The organism is Pseudomonas linyingensis (assembly GCF_900109175.1).
Classification (GTDB): Bacteria; Pseudomonadota; Gammaproteobacteria; order Pseudomonadales; family Pseudomonadaceae; genus Geopseudomonas; species Geopseudomonas linyingensis.
This window is the reverse complement of the sequence record NZ_FNZE01000008.1, coordinates 92973-114801: the sequence shown is the minus strand read 5'-3', so window position 1 is coordinate 114801 and position 21829 is coordinate 92973. Positions and strand designations below refer to the sequence as shown.

General features: G+C 65.6%; 21 protein-coding genes. 9 read left to right on the top strand and 12 right to left on the bottom strand.

Annotated features, from left to right (window positions below; all coding sequences use genetic code 11):
- Positions 1 to 185 precede the first annotated feature (185 nt).
- The 5 genes from uraD to BMZ19_RS11535 are packed head-to-tail and all read left to right on the top strand — an operon-like array spanning position 186 to position 4481.
- On the top strand, positions 186 to 701 hold the full coding sequence (uraD, locus tag BMZ19_RS11555) for a 2-oxo-4-hydroxy-4-carboxy-5-ureidoimidazoline decarboxylase (protein WP_090311031.1): 516 nt from the start codon (positions 186 to 188) through the stop codon (positions 699 to 701).
- A 59-nt stretch (positions 702 to 760) separates the two neighbouring features.
- Entirely contained in the window at positions 761 to 1963 is a 1203-nt protein-coding gene (locus tag BMZ19_RS11550; protein ID WP_090311029.1) for a urate hydroxylase PuuD, read from the top strand.
- Between the two features lie 30 nt (positions 1964 to 1993).
- Positions 1994 to 2932: an allantoinase PuuE gene (puuE, locus tag BMZ19_RS11545; protein ID WP_090311027.1), complete on the top strand. Its 939-nt coding sequence runs from the start codon at positions 1994 to 1996 to the stop codon at positions 2930 to 2932.
- Between the two features lie 17 nt (positions 2933 to 2949).
- A complete protein-coding gene (gene alc / locus BMZ19_RS11540; protein WP_090311026.1) occupies positions 2950 to 3984 on the top strand; it encodes an allantoicase in 1035 nt (344 codons plus the stop codon).
- A complete protein-coding gene (locus BMZ19_RS11535) occupies positions 3981 to 4481 on the top strand; it encodes an ureidoglycolate lyase (protein WP_090311024.1) in 501 nt (166 codons plus the stop codon). The genes alc and BMZ19_RS11535 overlap by 4 nt, the downstream gene beginning before the upstream one ends.
- Before the next feature lie 143 nt (positions 4482 to 4624).
- Here the strand turns inward: BMZ19_RS11535 and BMZ19_RS11530 are convergent, their stop codons facing one another.
- A complete protein-coding gene (locus BMZ19_RS11530) occupies positions 4625 to 5350 on the bottom strand; it encodes a transglutaminase-like cysteine peptidase (RefSeq protein ID WP_170847747.1) in 726 nt (241 codons plus the stop codon).
- Positions 5351 to 5530: 180 nt separating this feature from the next.
- Here BMZ19_RS11530 and BMZ19_RS11525 point away from each other — a divergent pair, with 180 nt between their 5' ends.
- Positions 5531 to 5875, top strand: coding sequence for a hypothetical protein (locus tag BMZ19_RS11525; protein WP_090311021.1), 345 nt, complete (start codon positions 5531 to 5533; stop codon positions 5873 to 5875).
- A 99-nt stretch (positions 5876 to 5974) separates the two neighbouring features.
- Here the strand turns inward: BMZ19_RS11525 and BMZ19_RS11520 are convergent, their stop codons facing one another.
- Positions 5975 to 6316 (bottom strand): FKBP-type peptidyl-prolyl cis-trans isomerase, encoded by a 342-nt coding sequence (locus BMZ19_RS11520; RefSeq protein ID WP_090311020.1) that lies wholly within the window; start codon positions 6314 to 6316, stop codon positions 5975 to 5977.
- A 261-nt stretch (positions 6317 to 6577) separates the two neighbouring features.
- Between BMZ19_RS11520 and BMZ19_RS11515 the strand changes: the two genes are divergently transcribed.
- Entirely contained in the window at positions 6578 to 7795 is a 1218-nt protein-coding gene (locus tag BMZ19_RS11515) for a hypothetical protein (RefSeq protein WP_090311018.1), read from the top strand.
- Here the strand turns inward: BMZ19_RS11515 and umuC are convergent.
- The 7 genes from umuC to dusA all read right to left on the bottom strand — a co-directional run bounded on the left by umuC (position 7792) and on the right by dusA (position 14287).
- The gene (gene umuC / locus BMZ19_RS11510; RefSeq protein WP_090311016.1) at positions 7792 to 9102 is read right to left on the bottom strand and encodes a translesion error-prone DNA polymerase V subunit UmuC; all 1311 of its coding nucleotides are present in this window, start codon (positions 9100 to 9102) and stop codon (positions 7792 to 7794) included. The genes BMZ19_RS11515 and umuC overlap by 4 nt on opposite strands.
- Positions 9089 to 9520, bottom strand: coding sequence for a LexA family protein (locus BMZ19_RS11505; RefSeq protein ID WP_090311014.1), 432 nt, complete (start codon positions 9518 to 9520; stop codon positions 9089 to 9091). The genes umuC and BMZ19_RS11505 overlap by 14 nt, the downstream gene beginning before the upstream one ends.
- Positions 9521 to 9631: 111 nt before the next feature.
- Positions 9632 to 10111: a SixA phosphatase family protein gene (locus BMZ19_RS11500; protein WP_090311012.1), complete on the bottom strand. Its 480-nt coding sequence runs from the start codon at positions 10109 to 10111 to the stop codon at positions 9632 to 9634.
- A gap of 29 nt (positions 10112 to 10140) precedes the next feature.
- On the bottom strand, positions 10141 to 10287 hold the full coding sequence (locus tag BMZ19_RS22390; RefSeq protein WP_170847746.1) for a hypothetical protein: 147 nt from the start codon (positions 10285 to 10287) through the stop codon (positions 10141 to 10143).
- Positions 10288 to 10297: 10 nt separating this feature from the next.
- Complete coding sequence (locus tag BMZ19_RS11495) at positions 10298 to 12166, bottom strand: DUF262 domain-containing protein (RefSeq protein ID WP_090311010.1); 1869 nt, start codon at positions 12164 to 12166, stop codon at positions 10298 to 10300.
- Between the two features lie 129 nt (positions 12167 to 12295).
- The gene (tal, locus tag BMZ19_RS11490; RefSeq protein WP_090311008.1) at positions 12296 to 13222 is read right to left on the bottom strand and encodes a transaldolase; all 927 of its coding nucleotides are present in this window, start codon (positions 13220 to 13222) and stop codon (positions 12296 to 12298) included.
- A 69-nt stretch (positions 13223 to 13291) separates the two neighbouring features.
- A complete protein-coding gene (gene dusA / locus BMZ19_RS11485) occupies positions 13292 to 14287 on the bottom strand; it encodes a tRNA dihydrouridine(20/20a) synthase DusA (RefSeq protein WP_280142156.1) in 996 nt (331 codons plus the stop codon).
- Between the two features lie 416 nt (positions 14288 to 14703).
- Between dusA and BMZ19_RS11480 the strand changes: the two genes are divergently transcribed.
- Positions 14704 to 15534, top strand: a complete 831-nt coding sequence (locus BMZ19_RS11480) for an HDOD domain-containing protein (protein WP_090311005.1) — start codon at positions 14704 to 14706, stop codon at positions 15532 to 15534.
- 44 nt (positions 15535 to 15578) lie between these two features.
- On the opposite strand, the gene BMZ19_RS11475 is transcribed toward BMZ19_RS11480, so the two are convergent.
- The 3 genes from BMZ19_RS11475 to BMZ19_RS11465 all read right to left on the bottom strand — a co-directional run bounded on the left by BMZ19_RS11475 (position 15579) and on the right by BMZ19_RS11465 (position 19509).
- Positions 15579 to 17705 carry a methyl-accepting chemotaxis protein gene (locus BMZ19_RS11475; protein WP_090311003.1) on the bottom strand — a complete coding sequence of 709 codons (2127 nt, stop codon included), beginning with the start codon at positions 17703 to 17705 and terminating at the stop codon, positions 15579 to 15581.
- A 147-nt stretch (positions 17706 to 17852) separates the two neighbouring features.
- Positions 17853 to 18746, bottom strand: coding sequence for an OmpA/MotB family protein (locus BMZ19_RS11470; protein WP_212633219.1), 894 nt, complete (start codon positions 18744 to 18746; stop codon positions 17853 to 17855).
- Positions 18700 to 19509 (bottom strand): motility protein A, encoded by an 810-nt coding sequence (locus tag BMZ19_RS11465; protein ID WP_090311001.1) that lies wholly within the window; start codon positions 19507 to 19509, stop codon positions 18700 to 18702. The genes BMZ19_RS11470 and BMZ19_RS11465 overlap by 47 nt, the downstream gene beginning before the upstream one ends.
- A gap of 360 nt (positions 19510 to 19869) precedes the next feature.
- Between BMZ19_RS11465 and BMZ19_RS11460 the strand changes: the two genes are divergently transcribed.
- Positions 19870 to 21630, top strand: a complete 1761-nt coding sequence (locus BMZ19_RS11460; RefSeq protein WP_090310998.1) for a GGDEF/EAL domain-containing response regulator — start codon at positions 19870 to 19872, stop codon at positions 21628 to 21630.
- Positions 21631 to 21829: the final 199 nt, after the last annotated feature.

Below are 21829 nucleotides of genomic sequence, written 5' to 3'. Positions count from 1 at the left end.
TTGCGCTCCGGCGCCATCCTCCTTGCTGAGAAATGTGGTCGATTGCCGGCAGGAAAATACCGACCTTTCAATGACCGCCACGCAGCAACCAGGCTCACACGCGCAAAAACCCGGCTGAGCGGGCCAGTTTTTGCTACACAACGTATATGGCCAGCCTCTTACCAATCGTAGACCGGTGCGCGCCAATGACCGCGTTTGCCAGCATCAAGCCCTCGACCCTGTCGCGTGAAGCCTTCGTCGCCGCCTTCGCCGACATCTACGAGCACTCGCCGTGGGTTGCCGAAAGCGTCTTCGCCCATGGCATCGGCCCCGAGGACGACGCCATCGAGCATTTGCACGGGCGCATGGCGCGCGTGCTGCTGAGCGCCGGGCGCGAGGCGCAGCTGGCCCTGATCAACGCCCACCCGGACCTGGCCGGCAAGGCGGCGGTGCGCGGCGAACTGACCGCCGCCTCCAGCGCGGAACAGGCCAGCGCCGGCATCGATGCGTGCAGCGCCGAGGAGTTCGCCCGCTTCAGCGAACTCAACGCGGCCTACAAGGCACGCTTCGGTTTCCCCTTCATCATGGCGGTCAAGGGCAGCGGCCGGCAGCAGATCCTCGAGGCATTCGCGCAGCGTCTGAACAACACGCCCGAGCAGGAGTTCGCCCGAGCCCTGGCGGAAATCAACAAGATCGCGCTGCTGCGCCTGCAGGCGCTGTAACCGCGCGCCGTTACCACCCGAACGACAGGCCCGCCCAGAGCGGGCAAGGGGTACCTGGCGTGGAAGCACATCTGACCGAATGGCTGAACCTGAGCGTGCGCTGGATACACATGATCGTCGGCATCGCCTGGATCGGCGCTTCCTTCTACTTCAACTGGCTGGAGAACAACCTCGAGCGCAGCAATCCCCGCGAGGGGCTGGCCGGCGACCTCTGGGCGATCCATGGCGGCGGTATCTACCACCTCGAGAAGTACAAGCTGGCACCGCCGCAGATGCCGGAAAAACTGCACTGGTTCAAGTGGGAGGCCTACAGCACCTGGCTGTCCGGCGTGGCCCTGCTCACCGTGGTCTTCTACCTCAACCCCGGCCTGTACCTGATCGCCTCCGGCAGCGAGCTGTCCCCCGCCGCGGCGGTGTCCATCGGACTGGGCTCGCTGCTCGTCGGCTGGTTCGTCTACGACCGGCTGTGCGACTCGCCGCTGGGCCGGCGACCCGCCCTGCTCGGCACGGCGCTGTTCGCCCTGATCGTGTTCGCCGCCTGGGCCTATACGCAGGCGTTCAGTGGCCGCGGCGCCTACATCCATACCGGCGCACTGATCGGCACCCTCATGGTCGGCAACGTGTTCCGCATCATCATTCCGGCCCAGCGCGCGCTGGTGAAAGCCATCCATGCTGGCACCCAGCCCGACCCGCGCCTGCCGGCCAGAGGCCTGCTGCGCTCGCGACACAACAACTACTTCACCCTGCCGGTGCTGTTCATCATGATCAGCAACCACTTCCCGAGCACCTACGGCAGCCAGTACAACTGGCTGATCGTCGCCGCCATCGCCGCGCTCTCGGTGCTGGTGCGCCACTACTTCAACACCCGCCAGCACAGCCAGAAGTTCGCCTGGACCCTGCCGACCGCCGCACTGGGCCTGCTCTGCCTGGCCTTCGTCAGCTCCCCCAGACCAGCCGCAGCGCCGGCAACCGCCACCGTTCCGGCTAGCGGCACGGCAACCAGCCAGTTCGCCGCAGTGCGCGCGGTGATCCAGGCGCGCTGCAGCACCTGCCACTCCGCCCAACCGAGCAGCACGCTGTTCAGCAGCGCCCCGGCTGGGGTGATGTTCGACAGCGCCGAGCAAATCCGCCAGCTGGCCCCGAAGATCCACGCCCAAGCCGTGGCCAGCCAGATCATGCCGCTCGGCAACATCACCCAGATGACCGCGCAGGAGCGCGAACTGCTCGGCGCCTGGATCGCCAACGGCGCGCCGATCGACTGATCTCCCATCCAACCCACTGCGAGTACAGCCATGCAAGCAGGCCAGCCCTACCCCCGCGACCTGATCGGCTACGGCCGCAACCCGCCCTTCGCCAACTGGCCCGGCCGGGCGCGGATCGCCGTGCAGTTCGTGCTCAACTATGAGGAAGGCGGCGAGAACTGCGTGCTGCACGGCGACCCCGGCAGCGAGCAGTTCCTCTCCGAGCTGTACAACCCGGCCAGCTTTGCCGAGCGCCACCTGTCGATGGAGTCGATCTACGAGTACGGCTCGCGGGTCGGCGTCTGGCGCCTGCTGCGCGAGTTCGAGCGCCGCGGCCTGCCGCTGACCGTGTTTGGCGTGGCCATGGCGCTGGAGCGCCACCCCGAGCTGACCGCCGCCTTCGGCGAACTCGGCCACGAGATCGCCTGCCACGGCTGGCGCTGGATCAGCTACCAGAACGTCGCCGAGGAAGTCGAACGCGCCCACCTGCAGCAGGCCATGGCCAGCATCCAGCGCCTCACCGGCGTGCGCCCGCTGGGCTGGTACACCGGCCGCGACTCGCCGAACACCCGCCGCCTGGTGGTCGATCACGGCGGCTTCCTCTACGACTCGGACCACTACGGCGACGATCTGCCGTTCTGGACCGAGGTGACCGCCAGCGACGGCCGCCAGGTCCCGCACCTGATCGTGCCCTACACCCTGGACAGCAACGACATGCGCTTCGCCCTGCCGCAGGGCTTTTCCCACGGCGACGAGTTATTCAATTACCTGCGCGACAGCTTCGACGTGCTGTATGCCGAGGGCGACGAGCGCCCGGCGATGCTCAGCATCGGCATGCACTGCCGCCTGCTCGGCCGTCCGGGCCGCTTCCGTGCCCTGCAGCGCTTTCTCGACTATATCGAACAGCACGAACGGGTCTGGGTCTGCCGGCGGGTGGACATCGCCCGCCACTGGATCACCCAGCACCCCTACCCGCCTTGTCAGCGCTGAACCAGGAGATTTCCGCCATGGCCCTCCCCGGCACCCCCGTCATCGCCCTGCCCGCCCAGCTGCCTGAGTGGGCTGCCAAGGCGGTCGATCTGGCCAGTCCACGCCTCGGCGCGCAGGCGCTGTTCGCCTCCGACGCCTTCTTCGCCCCGCTCGAGCGCATGCTCGACCCGGCCCCGGCGGTGTTCTATCCGGGCCGTTACGACGACAACGGCAAGTGGATGGACGGCTGGGAGTCGCGGCGCAAGCGCCACGCCGGCCACGACTGGGCACTGATCCGCCTTGGCGTGCGCGGCACGATCCGCGGCTTCGACGTCGACACCAGCCACTTCACCGGCAACTACCCGCCGGCGGCGTCCATCGAGGCCTGCGTCAGCGCCAGCGACGCGCTCGACGCCCTGCAGGCGGCGAACTGGAGCGAGATCCTCCCGCCCAGTGCGCTGAGGCCGAACAGCCACCACCTGCTGGAATCGACCAGCCGCGAAGCCTGGACCCACCTGCGCGTGAACATCTTCCCCGACGGCGGCATCGCCCGCCTGCGCGTCTACGGCCTGCCGGTCGGCGGCCTCGAAACTGCCGGCGATGACCTGGTCGATCTGCTCGCCATGGCCAACGGTGGTCGCGCAGTCAGCTGGAACGACGCCAGCTTCGGCTCCGCGGTCAGCAACCTGCTGCTGCCCGGGCGCGGCCTGAGCATGGGCGACGGCTGGGAAACCCGCCGCCGCCGCGAGCCCGGCAACGACTGGTGTGTACTGGAGTTGGGCGCCCCCGGCATCGTCGAGCGCATCGAGGTGGATACCGCGTTCTTCAAGGGCAACTACCCGGACCGCTGCTCGCTGCAGGCGGCCTTCGTCGGTGGCGGCACCGACCAGTCGATCACCACCCAGAGCCTGTTCTGGCCGCCGCTGCTGCCCGAGCAGCCGCTGTCGATGGACGCGGTGCACGAGTATGGCGAGCAGGTCCTGCCGCTGGGGCCGATCAGCCACGTGCGCTTCAACATCTTCCCCGACGGCGGGGTATCGCGCCTGCGTCTGTGGGGCAGGGTCGCCCAATGAACGGGCTGCAGCAGCTCATCCCGATGCCGCTCGAGCGCGCGGCCTTCGCGCCGTTTGGCGAGGTGATCGAGGCCAGCGACGCGGCGCAGCACCTCACCATCAACACCGGCAACACCGAGCGCTATCACGACCTGGCCAACATCGAGCCGGGCGCGGGCGGCCGGGCGATCGTCTCGATCTTCCGCAGTCAGCCGCGCCAGTTGCCGTTCCAGGTGGAGATGATGGAGCGCCACCCGCTGGCCAGCCAGGCGTTCGTGCCACTGTCCGGGCGAGCCTACCTGGTGGTGGTGGCGCCGGCCGGCCCAGCGCCGCAGGTCGAGGACCTGCGCGTGTTCCTCGCCCGCGGCGACCAAGGCGTCAACTACGCCCCGGGCGTCTGGCACCACCCGCTGCTGGCGCTGGGCGAGGTCTCGGACTTCCTGGTCATCGACCGTGGCGGGCCCGGCGACAACTGCGACGAGGTGAAGCTGACTCCTGGCGGATTGATTACCGGTTGAGCGGGTGCGAGCCCTACCGGACAGACAAAAGGCCAGTCGCGATCCACGCTTGGTCTGCTGGTTGCTGCCCGCCGCTCTTCACCGCCTGCCTCCCGACTTGTGTTCGGCTTCCCCGCTCCTCGAGGTGGCTTTTCAGCCGCCGGCTAGCCGGGCGGCGCCATTGACGGTGACCCGGTCATGGCAAGTTCGCCCCCGGCAGCGACCTGGCGCACTTCCCGCTTGACCCGGGTCTGCAAGGCCTGCCAGTTGGGTAACAGCTTCGCATCGCCGGCCATGACCAGGCGGCGGTGGTCGAACCGGTACAGGTGATCGGCATCGAAGGCAAACTGCATTGCCAGGTCGTGGCGCTGGACTACCGGCAGGATTTCCTCGCGCAGGTTGTCCAGCAGCAGCGGCACCTCGCCGCTATCGGGCCAGTAGCCGAGGACCATGTGGGCCTCTCCGGTCGTGCTCATCGTGCTGTAGACCAGGCGCAGGCGCTGTTCGGGCACACCCAGCAGGCGCAGGGTGAAGTACTTGGCCAGGGCGAAATCCTCGCAGTCTCCCGCCCCCAGCTCGAGCAGCTCCAGCGGCGTGGCCCAGTAGTCGAACTGGCCCCACAGATTCTGGTCCTCGACATAGCGAGCCTGGTGATTGAAGAACTGGTTGACCGCCTCGAGCTGCTCAACTTCGCTCAGTGGCAGCGCATGGGCAACCAGATCCCGCCATGCCCGCAGTTGCAGCGAGGCGGATTCGTGGCGGTGCGCCTGCGCCGCATGGGCCGAAGCCTTGGCCGGCCCGAGCAGCAGGCCGCTGCCAAACAGCAACCCGGCCAGCAGGTGGCCGCGTCGGCTCTGCAGTATCGAACTCAGGAAAGTTGACCTTCTCAAACTGCACTCCTCGGAAAGTGACGAGTGGTTGCTGGTCGCGAAGCCAGCAAACATGGGCTATTAGCCCAGCACTCGCCCTGAAGCAAGCCACGTTCGTCGGCTCGTCAGGTGAACACGAGCGAAAGCGGACGCCCAAAGGACTAGTCTAGTAAACGTCAACTCGTTGTGGAGGATGACGCCATGAAAGCCATGTCAATCAAGGCCGCACTGGCGGCACTGCTGGTCGGAACTGCCGTGAATTCGGTGCAGGCCGAACCTGGGCAGTGGGTGTGGCCCGAGGAGAAGCCGCAGCAACTGATGATCGCGGAGAGCGGAAGTGATCGTCTGATGGATTATCACCAGCAGCGGCAATCGCTCGCCAACCAGCGGGACCGCATGGACTCCGGTGAGCGCTTCGTGCAGATGATCAAGGAGCAGCCTACTGCCGTGGGCATCACGACTGACGAGCAGTCGGAAAAGATGTCCAACCCGAAATCCATGTACAGGCCCCCTATCCAGCGGGACCGCGAACTGTACGGCAAGTGAACTGTCGCTCAACGAGCCTTGAGGGTACAGTGACGTGCCCTCAAGGCAGGTGACCTGAATATCGTCCTGCAACCCTGGCCCCCCCTCCAGCGCCAAGCCTCAATCGTCCCGCGTCAGCACTTCCAGCAGCTCGATCTCGAAGACCAGGTTGGAGTTGGGCTTGATGTGCGCGCCGATCTGCCGCTCGCCGTAGGCCAGGTGGGCGGGGACGAACAGCTTGCGCTTGCCGCCGACCTGCATGCCCATCAGGCCCTGGTCCCAACCCTTGATCACCCGCCCGGTGCCGATCACGCACTGGAACGGCCGGCCCTTGTCGTATGAGGAGTCGAAGACGGTGCCGTCCTCCAGCGTCCCGACATACTGGGTGGTGATCAGTGCGCCCTTGACGCAGGTCTTGCCCTCGCCGACGACAATGTCCTCGATCTGCAGTTCGTTGCTCATTGCGGTGTCCTCTACTGGCGGCAGCGCCCGACGGCTGCCGGGCGGGCTTTTTCGCAGGAATTGCGCCGCCTGGCAACCGTCGGCGCGCCTTCCGCTCGAGATGCAGCAGCGGCGCGCTGGCGACCTGAGGCACTGCCAGCAGGCGGCCCGGACCGGCAACGGGGCTGATGGCGAGCGACTATCCTGAAGCAGTGGCCACCGCGCCAGAGGGTGGTCCTGCAGACCGCTACCACACGCCGCTTACTACTCCATGGAGCCGGAATGAAGCCGTCACCCGATCGTCCTACGCAGTCTGCACCGCTCACCTCCGAGCCGATCGACTTCTCGCTGGTGCTCGGCGGGCCGCTGTATCAACTGTTCCGCCGCACCCAGCTATCCGGCGACGCCCTCGAGTTGGTGCGCAAACGCATCGTCGTAATTGCCCTGATGGCCTGGCTGCCGTTGCTGCTGCTTTCCGCGCTCGAGGGGCAACTGCTGGACGGAGGGGTGGCCATCCCCTTTCTGATGGACTTCGATGTGCATATCCGCTTCCTGGTGGCGATGCCATTGCTGATTGGCGCCGAGCTGATCGTCCACCAGCGTATCCGTCCTGTGGTCGGGCAGTTCCTCGACCGCGGGTTGGTCCCGGAGGCTGCGAGGGCGAGATTCGAGGCCGCGGTCGGCTCGGCCATGCGCCTGCGCAACTCGGTGATCGCCGAGGTGCTGCTCATCGTGTTCGTCTACGGGTTTGGCGTGCTGGTGGTATGGCGCAGCGCCGCTGTCCTCGACACCGCCACTTGGTACACAGTACCGACCGACTCGGGATTCGGACTGTCGCTCGCCGGGATCTGGTACGGCTACGTTAGCGTACCGATCTTCCAGTTCCTGATACTCCGCTGGTTCCTCCGGGTGTGCATCTGGATGCGCTTCCTCTGGCAGGTATCGCGCATCGAGCTGAATCTGGTGCCCACCCATCCGGACCGGGTCGGTGGCCTGGGCTTTCTGGCCAATTCGGCCTACGCCTTCATGCCGCTGGCCCTGGCCTACGGCGCCCTGTTGGCCGGGATGCTGGCGAACCGGATCTTCTACGTCGGCGCCACGCTGCCCGAGTTCAAGGCCGAGATCGCCTTGGTGGTGATCTTCGTCGAGTGCCTGGTGCTGGCCCCGCTATTCGTGTTCTCGAGCCAACTTGCCAGCACGAAGCGCATCGGCCTGCGCGAATACGGCGGTCTGGCGATGACCTACGTGCGCGAGTTCGACAGCAAATGGCTGCGCGGTAGTGCACCGGCCGATGAGCCGCTGGTGGGCAGCGGCGATATCCAGTCGCTGGCCGATCTCGGCAACAGCTTTGCTGTGGTGCAGGAAATGCGCCTCGCCCCGGTCACCCGCGATGTCGTCCTCCGGCTGGGGATCGCGACACTGTTGCCGGTGGCGCCGCTGCTGCTGACCATCATGCCGTTCGAGGAGCTGCTGAAGAAGCTGGTGGGAGTAGTTCTCTAGCGAGAGATCTGCTGCTGGCTGCCGGCAGCTCCAGCCCCCACCCTCCACAGCTCACTCACCTGCGTCGTGTAGCTCTGGCTCATCAGCTCCCTCCGCATGCCCCAGTCGGGCGCGGTGGGGACGCTGGCTGGGTGCAGCGTGCCCCTGCCCCACCTGGCGTTGATCGCATCCATCACGCCCATCACCCGTTCGGCCGCGGCGGACTGCTCGGCGGCGAACAGGTCTGGCGTGTACTCGCCGCGCCGGCGCAGGTCGAGCAGCAGCACCTCGGCCTTGCTGAAGGCGAAGCCCTCGCGCCAGACCAGCGCCAGCCCCTCGGTCGCGGCGCGGATGATCAGCCGGGTATCGTCGGTCGGATATGGCAGCTCACAGACCACCCCCTTGGCAAACTTCGGCTCGGCCGGATTGAACATGCCGGTGCGGATGCTCACCCGCACCTTCTTGCACAGCGAACCCTGGGCGCGCAGCTTCTCGCTGGCCCGGGCGGCGTAGGTGGCCACCGCCTCGCGGATCGGCGCCAGCTCGTGCAGGCGCTGGCCGAACATGCGGCTGCAGCAGATCTCCTGCTTCGCTGCCGGCTCGTCGTCCAGACCCAGGCAGGCCGTGCCGCGCAGCTCACGGGCGGTCTTCTCGACCACCACCGAGAAGCGCTTGCGAATGGTCCAGGGATCGGCTTGGGCCAGATCCCACGCCGTGCGGATGCCCATCGCCGCCAGGTGCTCGGTCAGCTTGCGGCCGATGCCCCACACCTCGCCCACCTCCACCGCGCGCAGCAGCTTGTCGCGGCGCTGCGGGTCGCGCAGGTCCACCACCCCACCCGTCTGCCGCTGCCAGCGCTTGGCCGCGTGGTTGGCCAGCTTGGCCAGCGTCTTGCTGCTGGCGATCCCCACGCCCACCGGAATGCCCGTGCAGCGCAGCACTGTGGCGCGCATCTGCCGGCCCAGCGCCTCCAGGCTGCCTGGTATCCCGGTCAGCTCGGCGAACGCCTCGTCGATGCTGTACACCTCCAGCGCCGGCAGCATGCCCTCGAGCAGGGTCATCACCCGCTGGCTCATGTCGCCGTACAGCGCGTAGTTGGAGGAGAATGCCACGATGCCGTGGCGGCGCAGGGTGTTGCGGATCTGGAAGTACGGTTCGCCCATATTCACGAAAGGCTTGGCCTCGGCGCTGCGCGCGATCACGCAGCCGTCGTTGTTGCTCAGCACCACGATGGGCGTGCGTGCCAGGTCGGGGCGGAACACCCGCTCGCAGCTCGCATAGAACGAGTTGCAGTCGATCAGCGCAAAGGCCGGCTCAGCGCGGGTCATGGCAGCGTACGCTGAAACGCACCACGCCCCAGATGGTCAGCTCGTCGCCCTCCAGGATGTAGCGCGGCGCATAGCGCGGGTTCTCGGCACGCAGCACCACCTGGCGGCCCTCGCTGGCGAGGCGCTTGACCAGCGGCTCGCTGTTCAGCGCAGCGATCACGATGTCGCCCGCCTCCGCCTCGCGCGAACGATCGACCACCATCAGGTCGCCGTCGAAGATGCCGGCACCCTGCATGCTGTCGCCGGCGGCGCGCACCAGGTAGGTGTGCGGCGCACGGATGTCGAGAATCTCGTCCAGGGAGATCTCCCGCTCCAGATGGTCCTGCGCCGGGCTGGGGAAGCCGGCCGGGACGCGGAAGCCGTACAGCGGCAGGAGTTGGCTGCCGGGGGCGAGAAGGATAGCGTCGGAGAAAGGCATGGCGGCACCTCGAATACTGTATTTGCACACAGTATTTCGCGTCATGCCTGCGCTGACAAGGGGCGACGACGAGTGGGGCCGTCGGCTGGATGTCGGACGGCCACGCCGTCATCACGAATAGTTGGACACCAGTTTTTCGAGCTTGCTTTTGCCGATTTTCGACCACGATTTGGTGTCAAACCGGAGTTCGGCCACCGCACAAGTCGGCATATTGCTGCCTTTGCCGGAAAGGCGTTTCACAAGCTCCGACAGCTCCGGATTATGGCCGACCAACATCACGCATTTCTGCTTGCCGCCAAGCTCTTGGATGACCTGTAGCAGGTCGTCCGCCTGACCCGCGTAAAGCCGATCATCCTGCACGATGTGTTTGCGCTTGAAACCAAGCCTCTTGGCAATGGCTCTCGCTGTTGCCAGCGTCCGTTTCGCCGGACTTGAAAGAATCATCTCGACCGCCACATCGCGCTCGGCCAGCCGTTTGCCCATCTTCGCCGCGTCGTTTTTGCCCTTATCCGTCAGAGGGCGATCCTTGTCGGCTAACTGAACGTCGTCCCAACTCGACTGGGCGTGGCGAACCAGGAATAGCACTTTCATGGCACTTCCCCTTATTGCGCACGATGGCTTCACCCTAGACCACGGCCAATCAACCAACAACAGCCATCAACCCCCTCCACCACCTTGTTCGACGCATCCACCGGCAGCGCGTCGAACAAGCGCACCAGGCGCAGCACCCGGTAGTTGGCCAGGCGCCGGCGGGAGCTGGCGATCAAGCCGGGCTGCTCACGACACCTCCTGCTCCGCTGCCGGATAAGGCCAGAGCATGCAGGCGGCCACGGCCAGGGTCTGCCCTCTGGCGAGGATTTCCTGCTCCGACCAGGCCTCGGCGTCATGTAGCTCGCGGCTCAGGTTCGGCTGGCTGCACCTGAGCAGCTCAGCCTTCTTCGCTTCCCACGGCGAGCGGGACAGCGCCGGACCCAGGCTGCCGGCGACCAGCGTCAGGTTGCCCAGCGTGTGCTTGAGGCGGTCGCGCTGCTCGGTGAAGGCCTGTTTGCCTTGCGGGTTCTTTTGCAGGGCTTTCGGCACCGGCCAGTGCTCGTCCCACTTCTGCGGCAGGATGTGCTCGATGGCCAGCGCGGACGGCTGCTCGCCCGCCGCACTTACTCCGTTGCCGAGCGCGGCGTCGAGGGCTTCCAGCACGGCACGCACGCGGTACTGCGGCCACCACTGATACAGCGGATGGTCGAGGATCGCGCGCTTGAGTTCGGCATCGGTCGGGAAGCGCGCGCTTTCGCCTTCGCTGGCCAGCAGGAACTGCTCGACCGCGCGGGCGCTGATGGTGCCTTCGCGCTCCAGATGGCGGATCAGGTCGAGGAACGGGCGGTTGTAGTTCTTGCTGGTCAGACCGCAGATCATGCGGCGGAACAGGAACGACTCGATGACGGTCAGGATCGCCTCGAACTCGTCCTCCTGCTGCGGGCGCAGTTGCTGGCTGCACAGCAGCAGGAGCGGATAGATGGTCGAGGTGTCGACCGCGTCCAGACGGTTGAGGAAGCGCGCCAGGCGCGAGTCAGGCGCGGGGCTGGAAAACTCGCGAAAGTGCTCGGCATAGCTGCCCAACAGCGCCATGTGCTCGCGGGCAGTGGCGGCTTCGCCGATCAGGCACGAGCGCCAGTCATCCGTGTACTGCACGTAGTTCTTGTACTCGTTGAAGATATGCACGAAGCGGATATCCCGGCGCATGGCCAGCGTCAGGAAATGGCGGATGAAGATGTCGATGCGCGGCCGGCTTTCGCGGCCCTGCTTGATCTCCTCGCGCCAGAACTCGCCATCGAACGCCGCCCAGTGCGCCTGATAGAGCCGGTCGATGTCCTCGCCCTCGGCCTGGGCACGACGGAACAGCAGGTTCTTGATCAGGTCGGCCGGCAGCAGCTGGGTGCCGCGAGCGTTCAGGGTCTCGAAGATCACCTGGGCCTCGTCGTGCTCGCCGAGTTCGATCAGCACGAACTGCAGGCCCTTCTGCACCACCGCCCAGAGCGCCTCGAGCCGCTCCTCCAGTTCCACGCGGGGCCGGTCCTCGACCGGCTGCTGCAACCAGCCGCCGAGCTGCTCATGAAAGTACAGGTAGGCGCCGACGATGCCCTGCTCCCCATCGACGACCTCGCCCTCTCGCTGCAACTGCGCCAGCAGAACCTCCGGACTGCCGGCCCGATGCACCTGGGCATAGGCCTTGCGGTCGAAGTTGGTCGGCAGCAGCTTGCAGATCTCCTCCGGGCTGTCGACCAGCGCGGCCCGGTTGGATACCAGCGAATCGAAGCGCTCGTAGTAGCGCTTGCTGTCCAGACTCATGCACAGATCGCGCACGGCTATCAGCAGCAACTGCAGGGTGGTGAAGCGCTGCTGGCCATCGATGACCTGCCTGAGCTGCACCCAGCCTGTGTCGTTGTACAACTGCTCGAGCACGACCGCACCCAGGAAGTGCGGGCGCAGTTTCTGGCCGGCCAGCGCCAGGCCGAGCAGACGCTCGAGGTCATCCCACAGCGGCTGCCAGTTGCCCTCGCGCCGCCAGACATAGGGGCGCTGGAACAGCGGGATCTGGTAGCACACTGTGGGCTCGAAAATGCGCATCAGGGGACGGCTATTGGCTTCCATGACCAGGTTCCTGCAGAGAGTCTCGAGAATCGGCGGCTCAGATCATACACATCCTGCATCGGCAGGCATCGCCCATGCGCTGCTCGACCTGCCTGCCGGGATGGCGAGGGCTTTGGGCATTGGAACAACTCAGACCTTGGCGGCCAGCAACGCCTCAAGCTTTTCCTGGTCGCGGGCGAACAGGCGGATGCCCTCGGCCAGCTTCTCGGTAGACATGGCGTCCTCATTCATCCGCCAGCGGAAGCTGCGCTCGTCGAGGCTTTCGCGTGCCTCGCTGGTCGCACCCGGGCTCAGGCGGCGCGGCAGTTCGCCCGCATCGGCAGCCAGCTGCTGCATCAGCTCCGGGCTGATGGTCAGGCGATCGCAACCAGCCAGCTGCTCGATCTGGCCGATATTGCGGAAGCTCGCCCCCATCACCACGGTCGAATAGCCATTGGCCTTGTAATAGTTGTAGATGCGCGTCACCGACTGCACGCCCGGATCCTCGGCGCCGACGTAGTCGCGGCCTTCAGCCTTCTTGTACCAATCGTAGATGCGCCCGACGAAGGGCGAGATCAGGAACACCCCGGCGTCGGCGCAGGCCTGCGCCTGGGCAAAGGAAAACAGCAGGGTCAGGTTGGTCTGGATGCCATCACGCTCGAGCTGCTCGGCGGCGCGGATACCTTCCCAGGTCGAGGCAACCTTGATCAGCACCCGCTCGCGGCCGATGCCAGCCGCTTCGTACAGGCCGATCAGTCGCTTGGCTCGCTCGATGCTGGCCTGGCTGTCGAAGGACAGGCGCGAATCCACCTCGGTGGAGACGCGCCCCGGAATGATCTGCAGGATTTCGCTACCAACGGCCACGGCAAAGCGATCGCAGGCCAGGCCCAGATCCTGCCCGGCGCCGGCGATGGCGGCCTGCAGCAGCCCGGCATAACGCGGCAGCGCGGCAGCCTTGAGCAGCAGCGAGGGGTTGGTGGTGGCGTCCACCGGCTGCAGGCGCGCAATGGCGTCGAAGTCGCCGGTATCGGCGACCACGGTGGTGTACTGCTTGAGTTGCTCCAGCTTGGAAGTCATCTGACAAAAACCCTGTCGTTACAGATCACCCGACATTAACCGAGTGGAGCCTCCCTGCTCAATGCCCTTTCAGTGACTGCCGAGCAGCTCGATGGCCTGATCCAGCACGCCGAGCGGATTGTCGGTCTTGTGCACATCCACCGACAGCACCTGGCGGAAGCGCCGCGCTCCGGGGAAGCCCTGAGCCAGGCCGAGGATGTGGCGGGTGATGTGGTGCATCGCGCCACCCTCGGCCAGATGCCGCTCGATGTACGGACGCAGCTCGCGCAGCACGTCGCCGCGGCTCGGTACCGGGCGCTCGACGCCGAACAGCTCCTGGTCGACGCGGGCCAGCAGGTAGGGGTTGTGGTAGGCCTCGCGGCCCAGCATCACGCCGTCGAAGGTCTCCAGGTGGGTCTTGCACTCATCGAGGGTCTTGATCCCGCCGTTGAGGATGAACTCCAGCTGCGGGAAGTCGCGCTTGAGCTGCGCCGCCACCTCGTAGCGCAGCGGCGGCACCTCGCGGTTGGCCTTGGGCGACAGGCCCTCGAGGATGGCGATCCGCGCATGCACGGTGAAACTGCGGCAGCCGGCCTCGGCCACCTGCCCGACGAAATCGCACAGCTCGCCGTAGCTGTCGCGGCCGTTGATGCCGATGCGGTGCTTGACCGTCACCGGGATGCTCACCGCGTCCAGCATCGCCTTCACACAGTCGGCCACCAGCGCCGGATGGCCCATCAGGCAGGCGCCGATCATGTTGTGCTGCACCCGGTCGCTGGGGCAACCGACGTTGAGGTTGACCTCATCGTAGCCGGCTTCCTCCGCCAGCCGCGCACAGGCCGCCAGCTCCGCCGGCACACTGCCGCCCAGCTGCAGCGCCAGCGGGTGCTCGCTCTGGTCGTAGGCCAGAAAGCGCTGGCGATCGCCATGCAGCAGCGCGCCGGTGGTGACCATCTCGGTGTACAGCAAAGTGTGCCGGGAGAGCAGGCGCAGGAAAAAGCGGCAGTGGCGATCGGTCCAGTCCATCATCGGAGCGACACTGAAGCGTCTGTTAATAAGATCTTGATTTATAAGGATTTTTGTCAAATCTGGAAGTCCGTAAAAAGCAAGCGTACAGATCAGAGGTGCACACAAAGTGCGCATGGGGTACATGTGGGCGGCATTATACAGGTGCTGTAGGGAGCACGCCGGGCGTGCTTCCTGCGGGTTCACGGCAGGATGGTCGAACGTCAATCAGCTGGAGGCCAGGTCTGAGGCTGGGTCATGACTGAAAGTACAATCCATCCGAGCCTCCTGGCGGACTGTCAATTTTGAGAGTACTGCCTATGCCACGGCTCTTTCACCCTGACCGGACCATATTTCAGTCACACTGCAAACAGGTGCGTGGGCTAGGGTAACAGCTCGCACTTGCCCGCCTGATCGGCAATACTGCCGTCCGCGAACATCCGGAGTCGCTCGCTCCGAGAGCGTCAACACCTGAATCAACAAGGAAATATCGAGACATGAGCCGACTCGCCGAGACGGTCTGCCAGGAACTGCTGCAAGCCATCAGCAGCGATCAACTGGTCCTTCCTACGCTGCCAGAGTCCGCCCTGCGCATTCGTGAAGCAGCACAGCAGCCCGACATCGGCATTGCCGAGTTGGCCAAGGAAGTCGGCAGCGACACCGCGCTGACCGCGCGCCTGATCCGGGTTGCCAACAGCCCGCTCATGCGGGCCCGCAGCGAGATCACCGATCTGCAGATGGCGATCAGTCGACTTGGCATCAACTACACCTGCACGCTTGCCATGGGCCTCGCCATGGAGCAGCTGTTTCGAGCCAAATCACGACTCATCGAGCGCAAGATGCACGAAATCTGGAGCAAGAGCCTGGAGGTGTCCAGCATCAGCTACGTGCTGAGCCGCCACTACACCCGACTGGCTCCTGAGCAGGCGGCACTCGCCGGCCTGGTCCACCAGATCGGCGCTCTGCCGATCCTGACCTATGCGGAAAGCCACCCCACCCTGCTGGAGGATCCGCACAGCCTCGCCTTCGTCATCGACGAGATCCATCCGGTGATTGGCGAGCGCATCCTGCAGCGCTGGAATTTTCCCGAGTCCATCGCCGCGATTCCCACCCAGCACCTCAACTTCAGCCGTGACAGCGACGAAGTCGACTACGCCGACGTGATTCAGGTAGCCGTGCTGCAGAGCTATCTCGGCACCAGCCACCTGCTGGCCGCCGTCGACTGGAGCCAGGTCGCCGCCTTCGCCAAGCTCGGTCTCGATCCCGAGGTGGACAACAAGGAAGACAACGACCTCGCCGCCTCCCTGACCATGGCCATGGCCGGCTGAGGCACCGGGGACAAGCCCGGACTCCCCGTCCGGGCTGACCGCGATCAGCCCTGGGTCACCGCGAACTGCCCCACCAACTGCTGCAACCTGCTGGTAGTGTGCCGCACGCTGGAGGTGCTGCCCTGCAGCGCCCGCAGGGTCTGACTCATCTCCTGGGACACCTCATCGACTCCGCGCACCGTGACGCCATAGTGCTGGCTGCGCTGATCCAACTGCTTGATCAGGCCGAACATGCGCTCCACCGCCTGCTGCAGGCGCATGTTCTCCGAGGCTCCCTGCTCGGCCTGGCGCAGGCTGGCATCGACGTTCTCCACGCCATGGTTCATGAAGGCCACCGCGTCGCGGGTTTCCGCCTGCAGCCCCTCGACCACGTGGCGGATCTCGTCGGCGGCGCTGGCGGTGCGCGAGGCCAGGGTGCGGATCTCCCCCGCCACCACGGCGAAGCCACGGCCATGGGTGCCGGCCCGCGCCGCCTCGATTGCGGCATTCAGCGCCAGCAGATTGGTCTGGATGGTGATCTCGCTGATCAGTTCGACAATGTTGCCAATTTGCCCCATGCGGCTGTCCAGCGACTGCACGCTGCTGGCCGAACGATCGACCACATTGCGGATCGACTGGGTGTTCTCACGGGCGCTGCTGATCACCGCGTCCATGGCGTGCTTCATGTCCTCGGCGGTCATCGACGCCTGCTGGATCTCGCCGAGCTGCTCCTCCACCAACTGCAGCATGCTGCGCATCGCCTCGGCCACCGAGGTCGAGGTGCTGCACGCCTCGTTGTTGTGCACCAGCATCTGCGCATTGGTCTGCCCGACGCTGTGCGAGGCGCTGATCACCTCGCCGACGATGCCGTCGAGGTTGTCGATGAAGCTGTTGATCCAGCGCCCCATGTCGCCGGTCTCGTCGTTCGCCAAGCGGCTGCGGTCCAGGCGCTGGCTCAGGTTGCCGCCACCCTCGGCAATGGTGCGGATCACCCCGGTCATCTCGCCCATGCGCCGGGCCAACCTGCGTGGGCCGAAGGCGGCAAACAGCAGGCTGAACAGCACCAGCAGGCCCAGGCTGAGCAGGTCCAGCACGCTCTGCTCCAGCCCGCTGTAGCTCTGCAGGGCTGAATCGATGGCGTACCAGCTGCCCATCGTGAGCAGGAAGGTGCGCATCAGCCCGAAGGTCAGCGAGCGGCGTCGATAGACCTCCTCCAGATCCGCCTCGCACATCATCCCCCAGCGATCCGGCGAGCCAGGCAACTGGAAGGTCACCCCCTTGCCGACCACCGGGATGTGTCGGTAGTCGGAATAGCCGGGATAGCTAACGAACAGGTTGGAGCCGTTACGGATGGTTTCGCGCACCCCGGGGTGCAGCTCGCCGGTGGCCGGATCGACGAAGCGCAACTCCAGCTCGGTGTGCCGCCGCACCCGCACCGTGCCCCAACGCGTGCGCACGCCGCTCTTGAGGTTGTCGCCGAGGCTGAAGGTATTGTCCTCGAAGCGCGAGCGCGACAGCGCGGTACCCGGCTGGATGCGCGAATCGAAGCGCGATTCGACCATGAACAGGTAGTTGTCACCGGACTCGGCGTACACATGGCCGGCCTCGCGCTGGATCAGGTCGCCCAGCACATCGTTGGGCACCCGCCCGCACAGGCAGCCGAGCAGCTGGTCGTCACGGCGGATCGGCTGATAGAACATCAGCGTCACTTCATCATGGAAGCGCGAACTGGACGGGCCGATCTCGAAGGTCAGCGGATCGACATACGGCCCATGCAGGAACGGCTGGCGCAGGCCGGCGTCGAGGGCATAGGGATCGACATCGCCGACCTTGCAGTGCTCCGGCCAGCTGGAGGCCAGCACCACGCCCTCCGGCGACACCACGAACAGCTCGGAGAAGTCGCTCGCCTGGCCGAGCTTGTCCGCCAGCAGACGGTTGTCGAGCCAGGTGAAGTCGCGCGCCAGCCCATCGGCCAGCTCCGCCAGCCAGGTCCAGTGGGAGCGGGTCCAGTTCTGCAACAGACGCACTCGCGTCTGCGCGATGCCCTCGAAGATCTTTTCCACCTCGGGCAGCGAGTCACGATTCAGCCAGCAGGACCAGCCCATGGCCAGCTTGCCGGTTCGCCCCAGCCACGGCAGCCAGCGCCGCTCGGCGGACGACAGCGCCATGCCTTTGCTCTGAAGTGACGACATGATGAGTATTCCCTGCTGCAAAGTGATAACTGCATCACAGCAATAAGCATGCCATCAAAACGACATCATTCAAATCAAGGGACTCAACGGCATGGACATGCACAATCGACGGGCTTGCGCACCGCAATTGCGCAAGCCCATGCACCATTACGAGCCAGGCGCTTCCATGATCAGCTCCACCCGCCGGTTACTGGCCCGCCCCTCTGCCGTGGCGTTATCCGCCAGCGGCCGGGTATCGGCGTAGGCCACCGCTCGCAGTCGATTGCTGGGCACGCCGTTGGCCTCCAGATAACGCACCACACCGCCCGCCCGCGAACCGGACAGCTCCCAATTGGACGGATAACGACCACTGCGCACCGGCACCGAATCGGTATGCCCCACCACCGCGATCACATGACTGGTACTGTTGAGCACCGGAACCAAGCGCCTGAGCACCGCCAGGCCCGCGAGACTGAGATCGGCCTGCCCGGAGCTGAACAGGATCTCGCTGCTGATGCGAAAGCTCACCGTACTCTCATTGACCACCACGTCGATGTCATCGCCCAACTGGTCCAGCTTGAGCCCCTTGAGTGGGTCAGTGGTCGGCTTGGATGGCAAGGGCGTCGGCACCTGCAGCGCGGACTCGGGCAGCAGACCATCGGTGGCCGGCAGCACGCCATCGCGGCTCGACAACATACCGCCGGCCATCTGCTTCATCCCTTCCAGCCCGCCCCCCTTGCCGGCAAACGCCAGCATCACCACCAGCAGCACCAGCATCAGGGTCATCATGTCCAGGTAGGTCATCAGCCATGACTCTTCCTCCGGCTCGGTGGCCAGCGGCTCGCTAGCCCCCACGCCCCGCTTGGCCCGCCCCGCCGCCTGACGCGCATGGGCCAGCTCGCTTTCCAGCTCGCGCTGGCGCTGCAGCAGCGCCTGCTTGGCGGGTATTGCCGTCGTGCTGCCGCCGCCGCTTGCGGCGATTTCGGCCGGCTGCTCGCTCATCACCCCGCGCTCCTCACGCTCGACCGCCATCGAGGCCACGCGCCCCGGCACCGCCGTCATTGATCTCGTCCTGGTACTGGGCCATGAACGACTTCAGCGTCTCGCGCATCAGACCCGGGCTGCGCTTGTTGCACATCATCGAGATGCCCTGCACCACCATGTTCATCACCACCACCCGCTGCTCGGTGCGCCGCTCCAGCTTCACCGCCACCGGCTTGAACACCAGGTTGGCCAGCAGCACGCCATAGAAGGTGGTGATCAGCGCAATCGCCATCTGCCGGCCGATGGCGGTCATGTCGCCATCGCCGAGCAGGAACATCAGGTTCACCAGGCCGACCAAGGTACCGACCATGCCAAAGGCCGGTGCGAAACTGGCCATCACCCGGAACAGCTGCGCTTCGGCATGTTCGCGGGCGCGCAGGCGGGAGATGCGCCACTGCAGCAGCTCGATGATGTCCTCCTCCGGCGTGTTGTCCACCACCAGCTGCACCCCGGTGCGCAGGAACGGATTGCGTACATGCTGCAGCGCCTCCTCCACTTGGCGCAGGTTGCCGGACATCCACAGCCGCGAGATGTTGACCAGCTCCTCCATATCGTCGCGGGTATACAACTTCTCGTTGCGCATCACCGTGGCGAACAGCCCGAACACCCGCAGCACCTCACCCAGCGGGTAACTGATGAAGGTGGCCGCCAGCGTGCCCACCAGCACGATGCCCAGGCTCGGCAGATCGAGGAACAGCGACGGGTCCTCGGCGGAAAACATCAGCACCACCGCCAGCAAGAGGACGCTGGCGAGAATGCCGATAAGCGTGGAGGGATTCATGCGGACTCCGTGTGCGGACCAATGGGCAGGCAATGCGCCCGGCCGCGGGCGCCTCTGCCTGCCCTATCGGCCGCCGGGAGATTTTCTGAAGGGGGGAACCAGCGAACCAGGCAGCCCTCCAGTCCGGCCTTCAGGCGAATCACCAGATTCACCGCTCGAAAAACGAGTCATGCGTCACAAAAACCGAAAAACTTCGTAAAGTTTTCGCGCGCCGGGCCGTTATACCCCAAGGGGGCGACTGTTGATTACGTCCCCATGCCCCGGGGAAGGTCAGGGTCAGGTCGGGCATGCTGCGCATCCCGTCGACCGACAACACCCCAGCGAATCCGGCGCCCCAGAACCCGTCAGGCAGGAGAGCCCATGCCGTCGCCCGCACCACCTCACAAGGACGCCCACATCCTTGTCGTCGACGACACCCAGGTCAACGTCAAGCTGCTGCTGGCCCTGCTTCAGCATTACGGCTACCACAACAGCCGCGGCATCAACGATCCACGCTGGATCGAGCCCATGCTCGAGGAAAAGCTGCCCGACCTAATTCTGCTCGACATCAACATGCCGCACCTGAGCGGCCACGACGTGCTCGGCTGGCTGAAAACCCGCTGGGCGGAACAGGCGCCGCCGGTCATCGTGCTGACCGCCCAGACCGACCGCGACACCCGCATGCAGGCCCTCGACCTCGGCGCCCGCGACTTCCTCACCAAGCCGTTCGACCAGCAGGAAGTGATGCAGCGCATCCGCAATGCTCTCGAGGTGCACTTCCTGCTCAAGGAGCGCAACGATCGCGCCATCCTCCTGCAGAACCTGGTGGAAGAGCGCACCGCCGCCATCCAGCGTCTGTCCCGCGAGGATCCGGTCACCCAACTGCCCAACCGCCGCGCCCTGCTCGCCCAGCTCGATGGCCTGCTGCAGGAGGGCCAGCCGGCGCTGCTCTACTTCCTCGCCCTGGAGGGTATGGACGAGATCGCCCGCCTGCATGGCTATGCGATAAGCGAGGCGCTCAGCCTGCACCTGCGCGACCGCCTGCACGGCCACTTCGGCGAACAGGCCACGGTGGGCGTGTGGAACAGCAGCAAGTGGCTGCTGATCACGCGCCAGCCACTGGCCAAGGGCGCCGTCAGCGAACAGGCCCAGGCCATCCTGCGCTGCATCGCCCAGCCCTTCGCCATCGACCAGATCAAGGTGCATCTCGGCGCGCGCATCGGCATCAGCCACACCGGCATGCCGCACCAGTCCGCAGAACAACTGCTACGCCTGGCCGCCCTCGCCCTGCCCGACAGCAGCTCGGGCTGGCGCCTGTACCAGCCGAGCATCGAGGACGCCCTGCAGAAGCGCATCCGCCTGCACGAGGCCCTGCGCAGCGCCCTCGACCAGCAGGAGTTCTTCCTCGTCTACCAGCCGAAGATCGAACTGCACAGCGGCCGGGTCATTGGCGCCGAGGCCCTGCTGCGCTGGGTCCACCCGCAGCTCGGTTTCGTATCCCCGATCGACTTCATCCCTCTGGCCGAAACCAGCGGTGACATCCTGTCCATCGGCGACTGGGTGATAGATCGCGCTATCAGCCAGCTGGAGGAATGGCTCGCCACTGGACAGGTCGCGAGCGACTTCCGCCTGGCGGTCAACGTCTCGGTGCAGCAACTGACCCGGCCGGACTTTGCCCGCAACCTGCTCAACCGCCTGCTGCGCAGTCGCCTGCCGGTCGGCGCGCTGGAAATCGAGATCACCGAATCCGGACTGATGCAGAACGTCGACCTCGCCCGCGCGCAACTGAAACTGCTCGCCCGCCACCGCGTATCCGTCGCCATCGACGACTTCGGCACCGGCCACTCATCGCTGGCCTACCTGAAGACCCTGCCGGTCTCCGTTCTCAAGATCGATCGCGCCTTCGTCAGCAACATGGATACCAATCCCCAGGACTGCCGGCTGGCCGAAACCGTCATCGACATGGCCCGCAACTTCAGCTGCATCACCGTCGCCGAAGGCGTGGAAAAACCCGAACAGGCAGAGATGCTGCAGGCCATGGGCTGCGAACTGGCCCAGGGCTACTGGTACTCGCCGCCGCTCAAGGTGGAGCAGTTCGTCGAGTTCTGCGCAGGAAGGCAGCGCGAAAGAGCGGCCAGCTGAAGGACAAAGCGTCCCTCGGCACATCTGTAGGAGGCGCGACCTCTCGGCGATGCGGCTGCAGGCCCGCCATCAGTAGAGGACCGGAGCCACCACGCCCAGCGCAGAATGCCAACCCATTCACAAAAAATCTCGATCAACCCTAAAGCCCCGAGCACCCCGGTCGATATCTGAAGTAACGGCCAACGGCGCCGTTGTCGCC

Coding starts and splice junctions, on each gene's coding strand:
- BMZ19_RS11515 (WP_090311018.1), top strand. CDS start 6,578: ATGAAGCCGTCACCCGATCGTCCTACGCAGTCTGCACCGCTCACCTCC.
- BMZ19_RS11495 (WP_090311010.1), bottom strand. CDS start 12,166: ATGGAAGCCAATAGCCGTCCCCTGATGCGCATTTTCGAGCCCACAGTG.
- BMZ19_RS11500 (WP_090311012.1), bottom strand. CDS start 10,111: ATGAAAGTGCTATTCCTGGTTCGCCACGCCCAGTCGAGTTGGGACGAC.
- BMZ19_RS11505 (WP_090311014.1), bottom strand. CDS start 9,520: ATGCCTTTCTCCGACGCTATCCTTCTCGCCCCCGGCAGCCAACTCCTG.
- tal (WP_090311008.1), bottom strand. CDS start 13,222: ATGACTTCCAAGCTGGAGCAACTCAAGCAGTACACCACCGTGGTCGCC.
- puuE (WP_090311027.1), top strand. CDS start 1,994: ATGCAAGCAGGCCAGCCCTACCCCCGCGACCTGATCGGCTACGGCCGC.
- BMZ19_RS11520 (WP_090311020.1), bottom strand. CDS start 6,316: ATGAGCAACGAACTGCAGATCGAGGACATTGTCGTCGGCGAGGGCAAG.
- uraD (WP_090311031.1), top strand. CDS start 186: ATGACCGCGTTTGCCAGCATCAAGCCCTCGACCCTGTCGCGTGAAGCC.
- BMZ19_RS11475 (WP_090311003.1), bottom strand. CDS start 17,705: ATGTCGTCACTTCAGAGCAAAGGCATGGCGCTGTCGTCCGCCGAGCGG.
- alc (WP_090311026.1), top strand. CDS start 2,950: ATGGCCCTCCCCGGCACCCCCGTCATCGCCCTGCCCGCCCAGCTGCCT.
- BMZ19_RS11525 (WP_090311021.1), top strand. CDS start 5,531: ATGAAAGCCATGTCAATCAAGGCCGCACTGGCGGCACTGCTGGTCGGA.
- umuC (WP_090311016.1), bottom strand. CDS start 9,102: ATGACCCGCGCTGAGCCGGCCTTTGCGCTGATCGACTGCAACTCGTTC.
- BMZ19_RS11470 (WP_212633219.1), bottom strand. CDS start 18,746: ATGACGGCGGTGCCGGGGCGCGTGGCCTCGATGGCGGTCGAGCGTGAG.
- BMZ19_RS11460 (WP_090310998.1), top strand. CDS start 19,870: ATGCCGTCGCCCGCACCACCTCACAAGGACGCCCACATCCTTGTCGTC.
- BMZ19_RS11465 (WP_090311001.1), bottom strand. CDS start 19,509: ATGAATCCCTCCACGCTTATCGGCATTCTCGCCAGCGTCCTCTTGCTG.
- BMZ19_RS11480 (WP_090311005.1), top strand. CDS start 14,704: ATGAGCCGACTCGCCGAGACGGTCTGCCAGGAACTGCTGCAAGCCATC.
- BMZ19_RS11535 (WP_090311024.1), top strand. CDS start 3,981: ATGAACGGGCTGCAGCAGCTCATCCCGATGCCGCTCGAGCGCGCGGCC.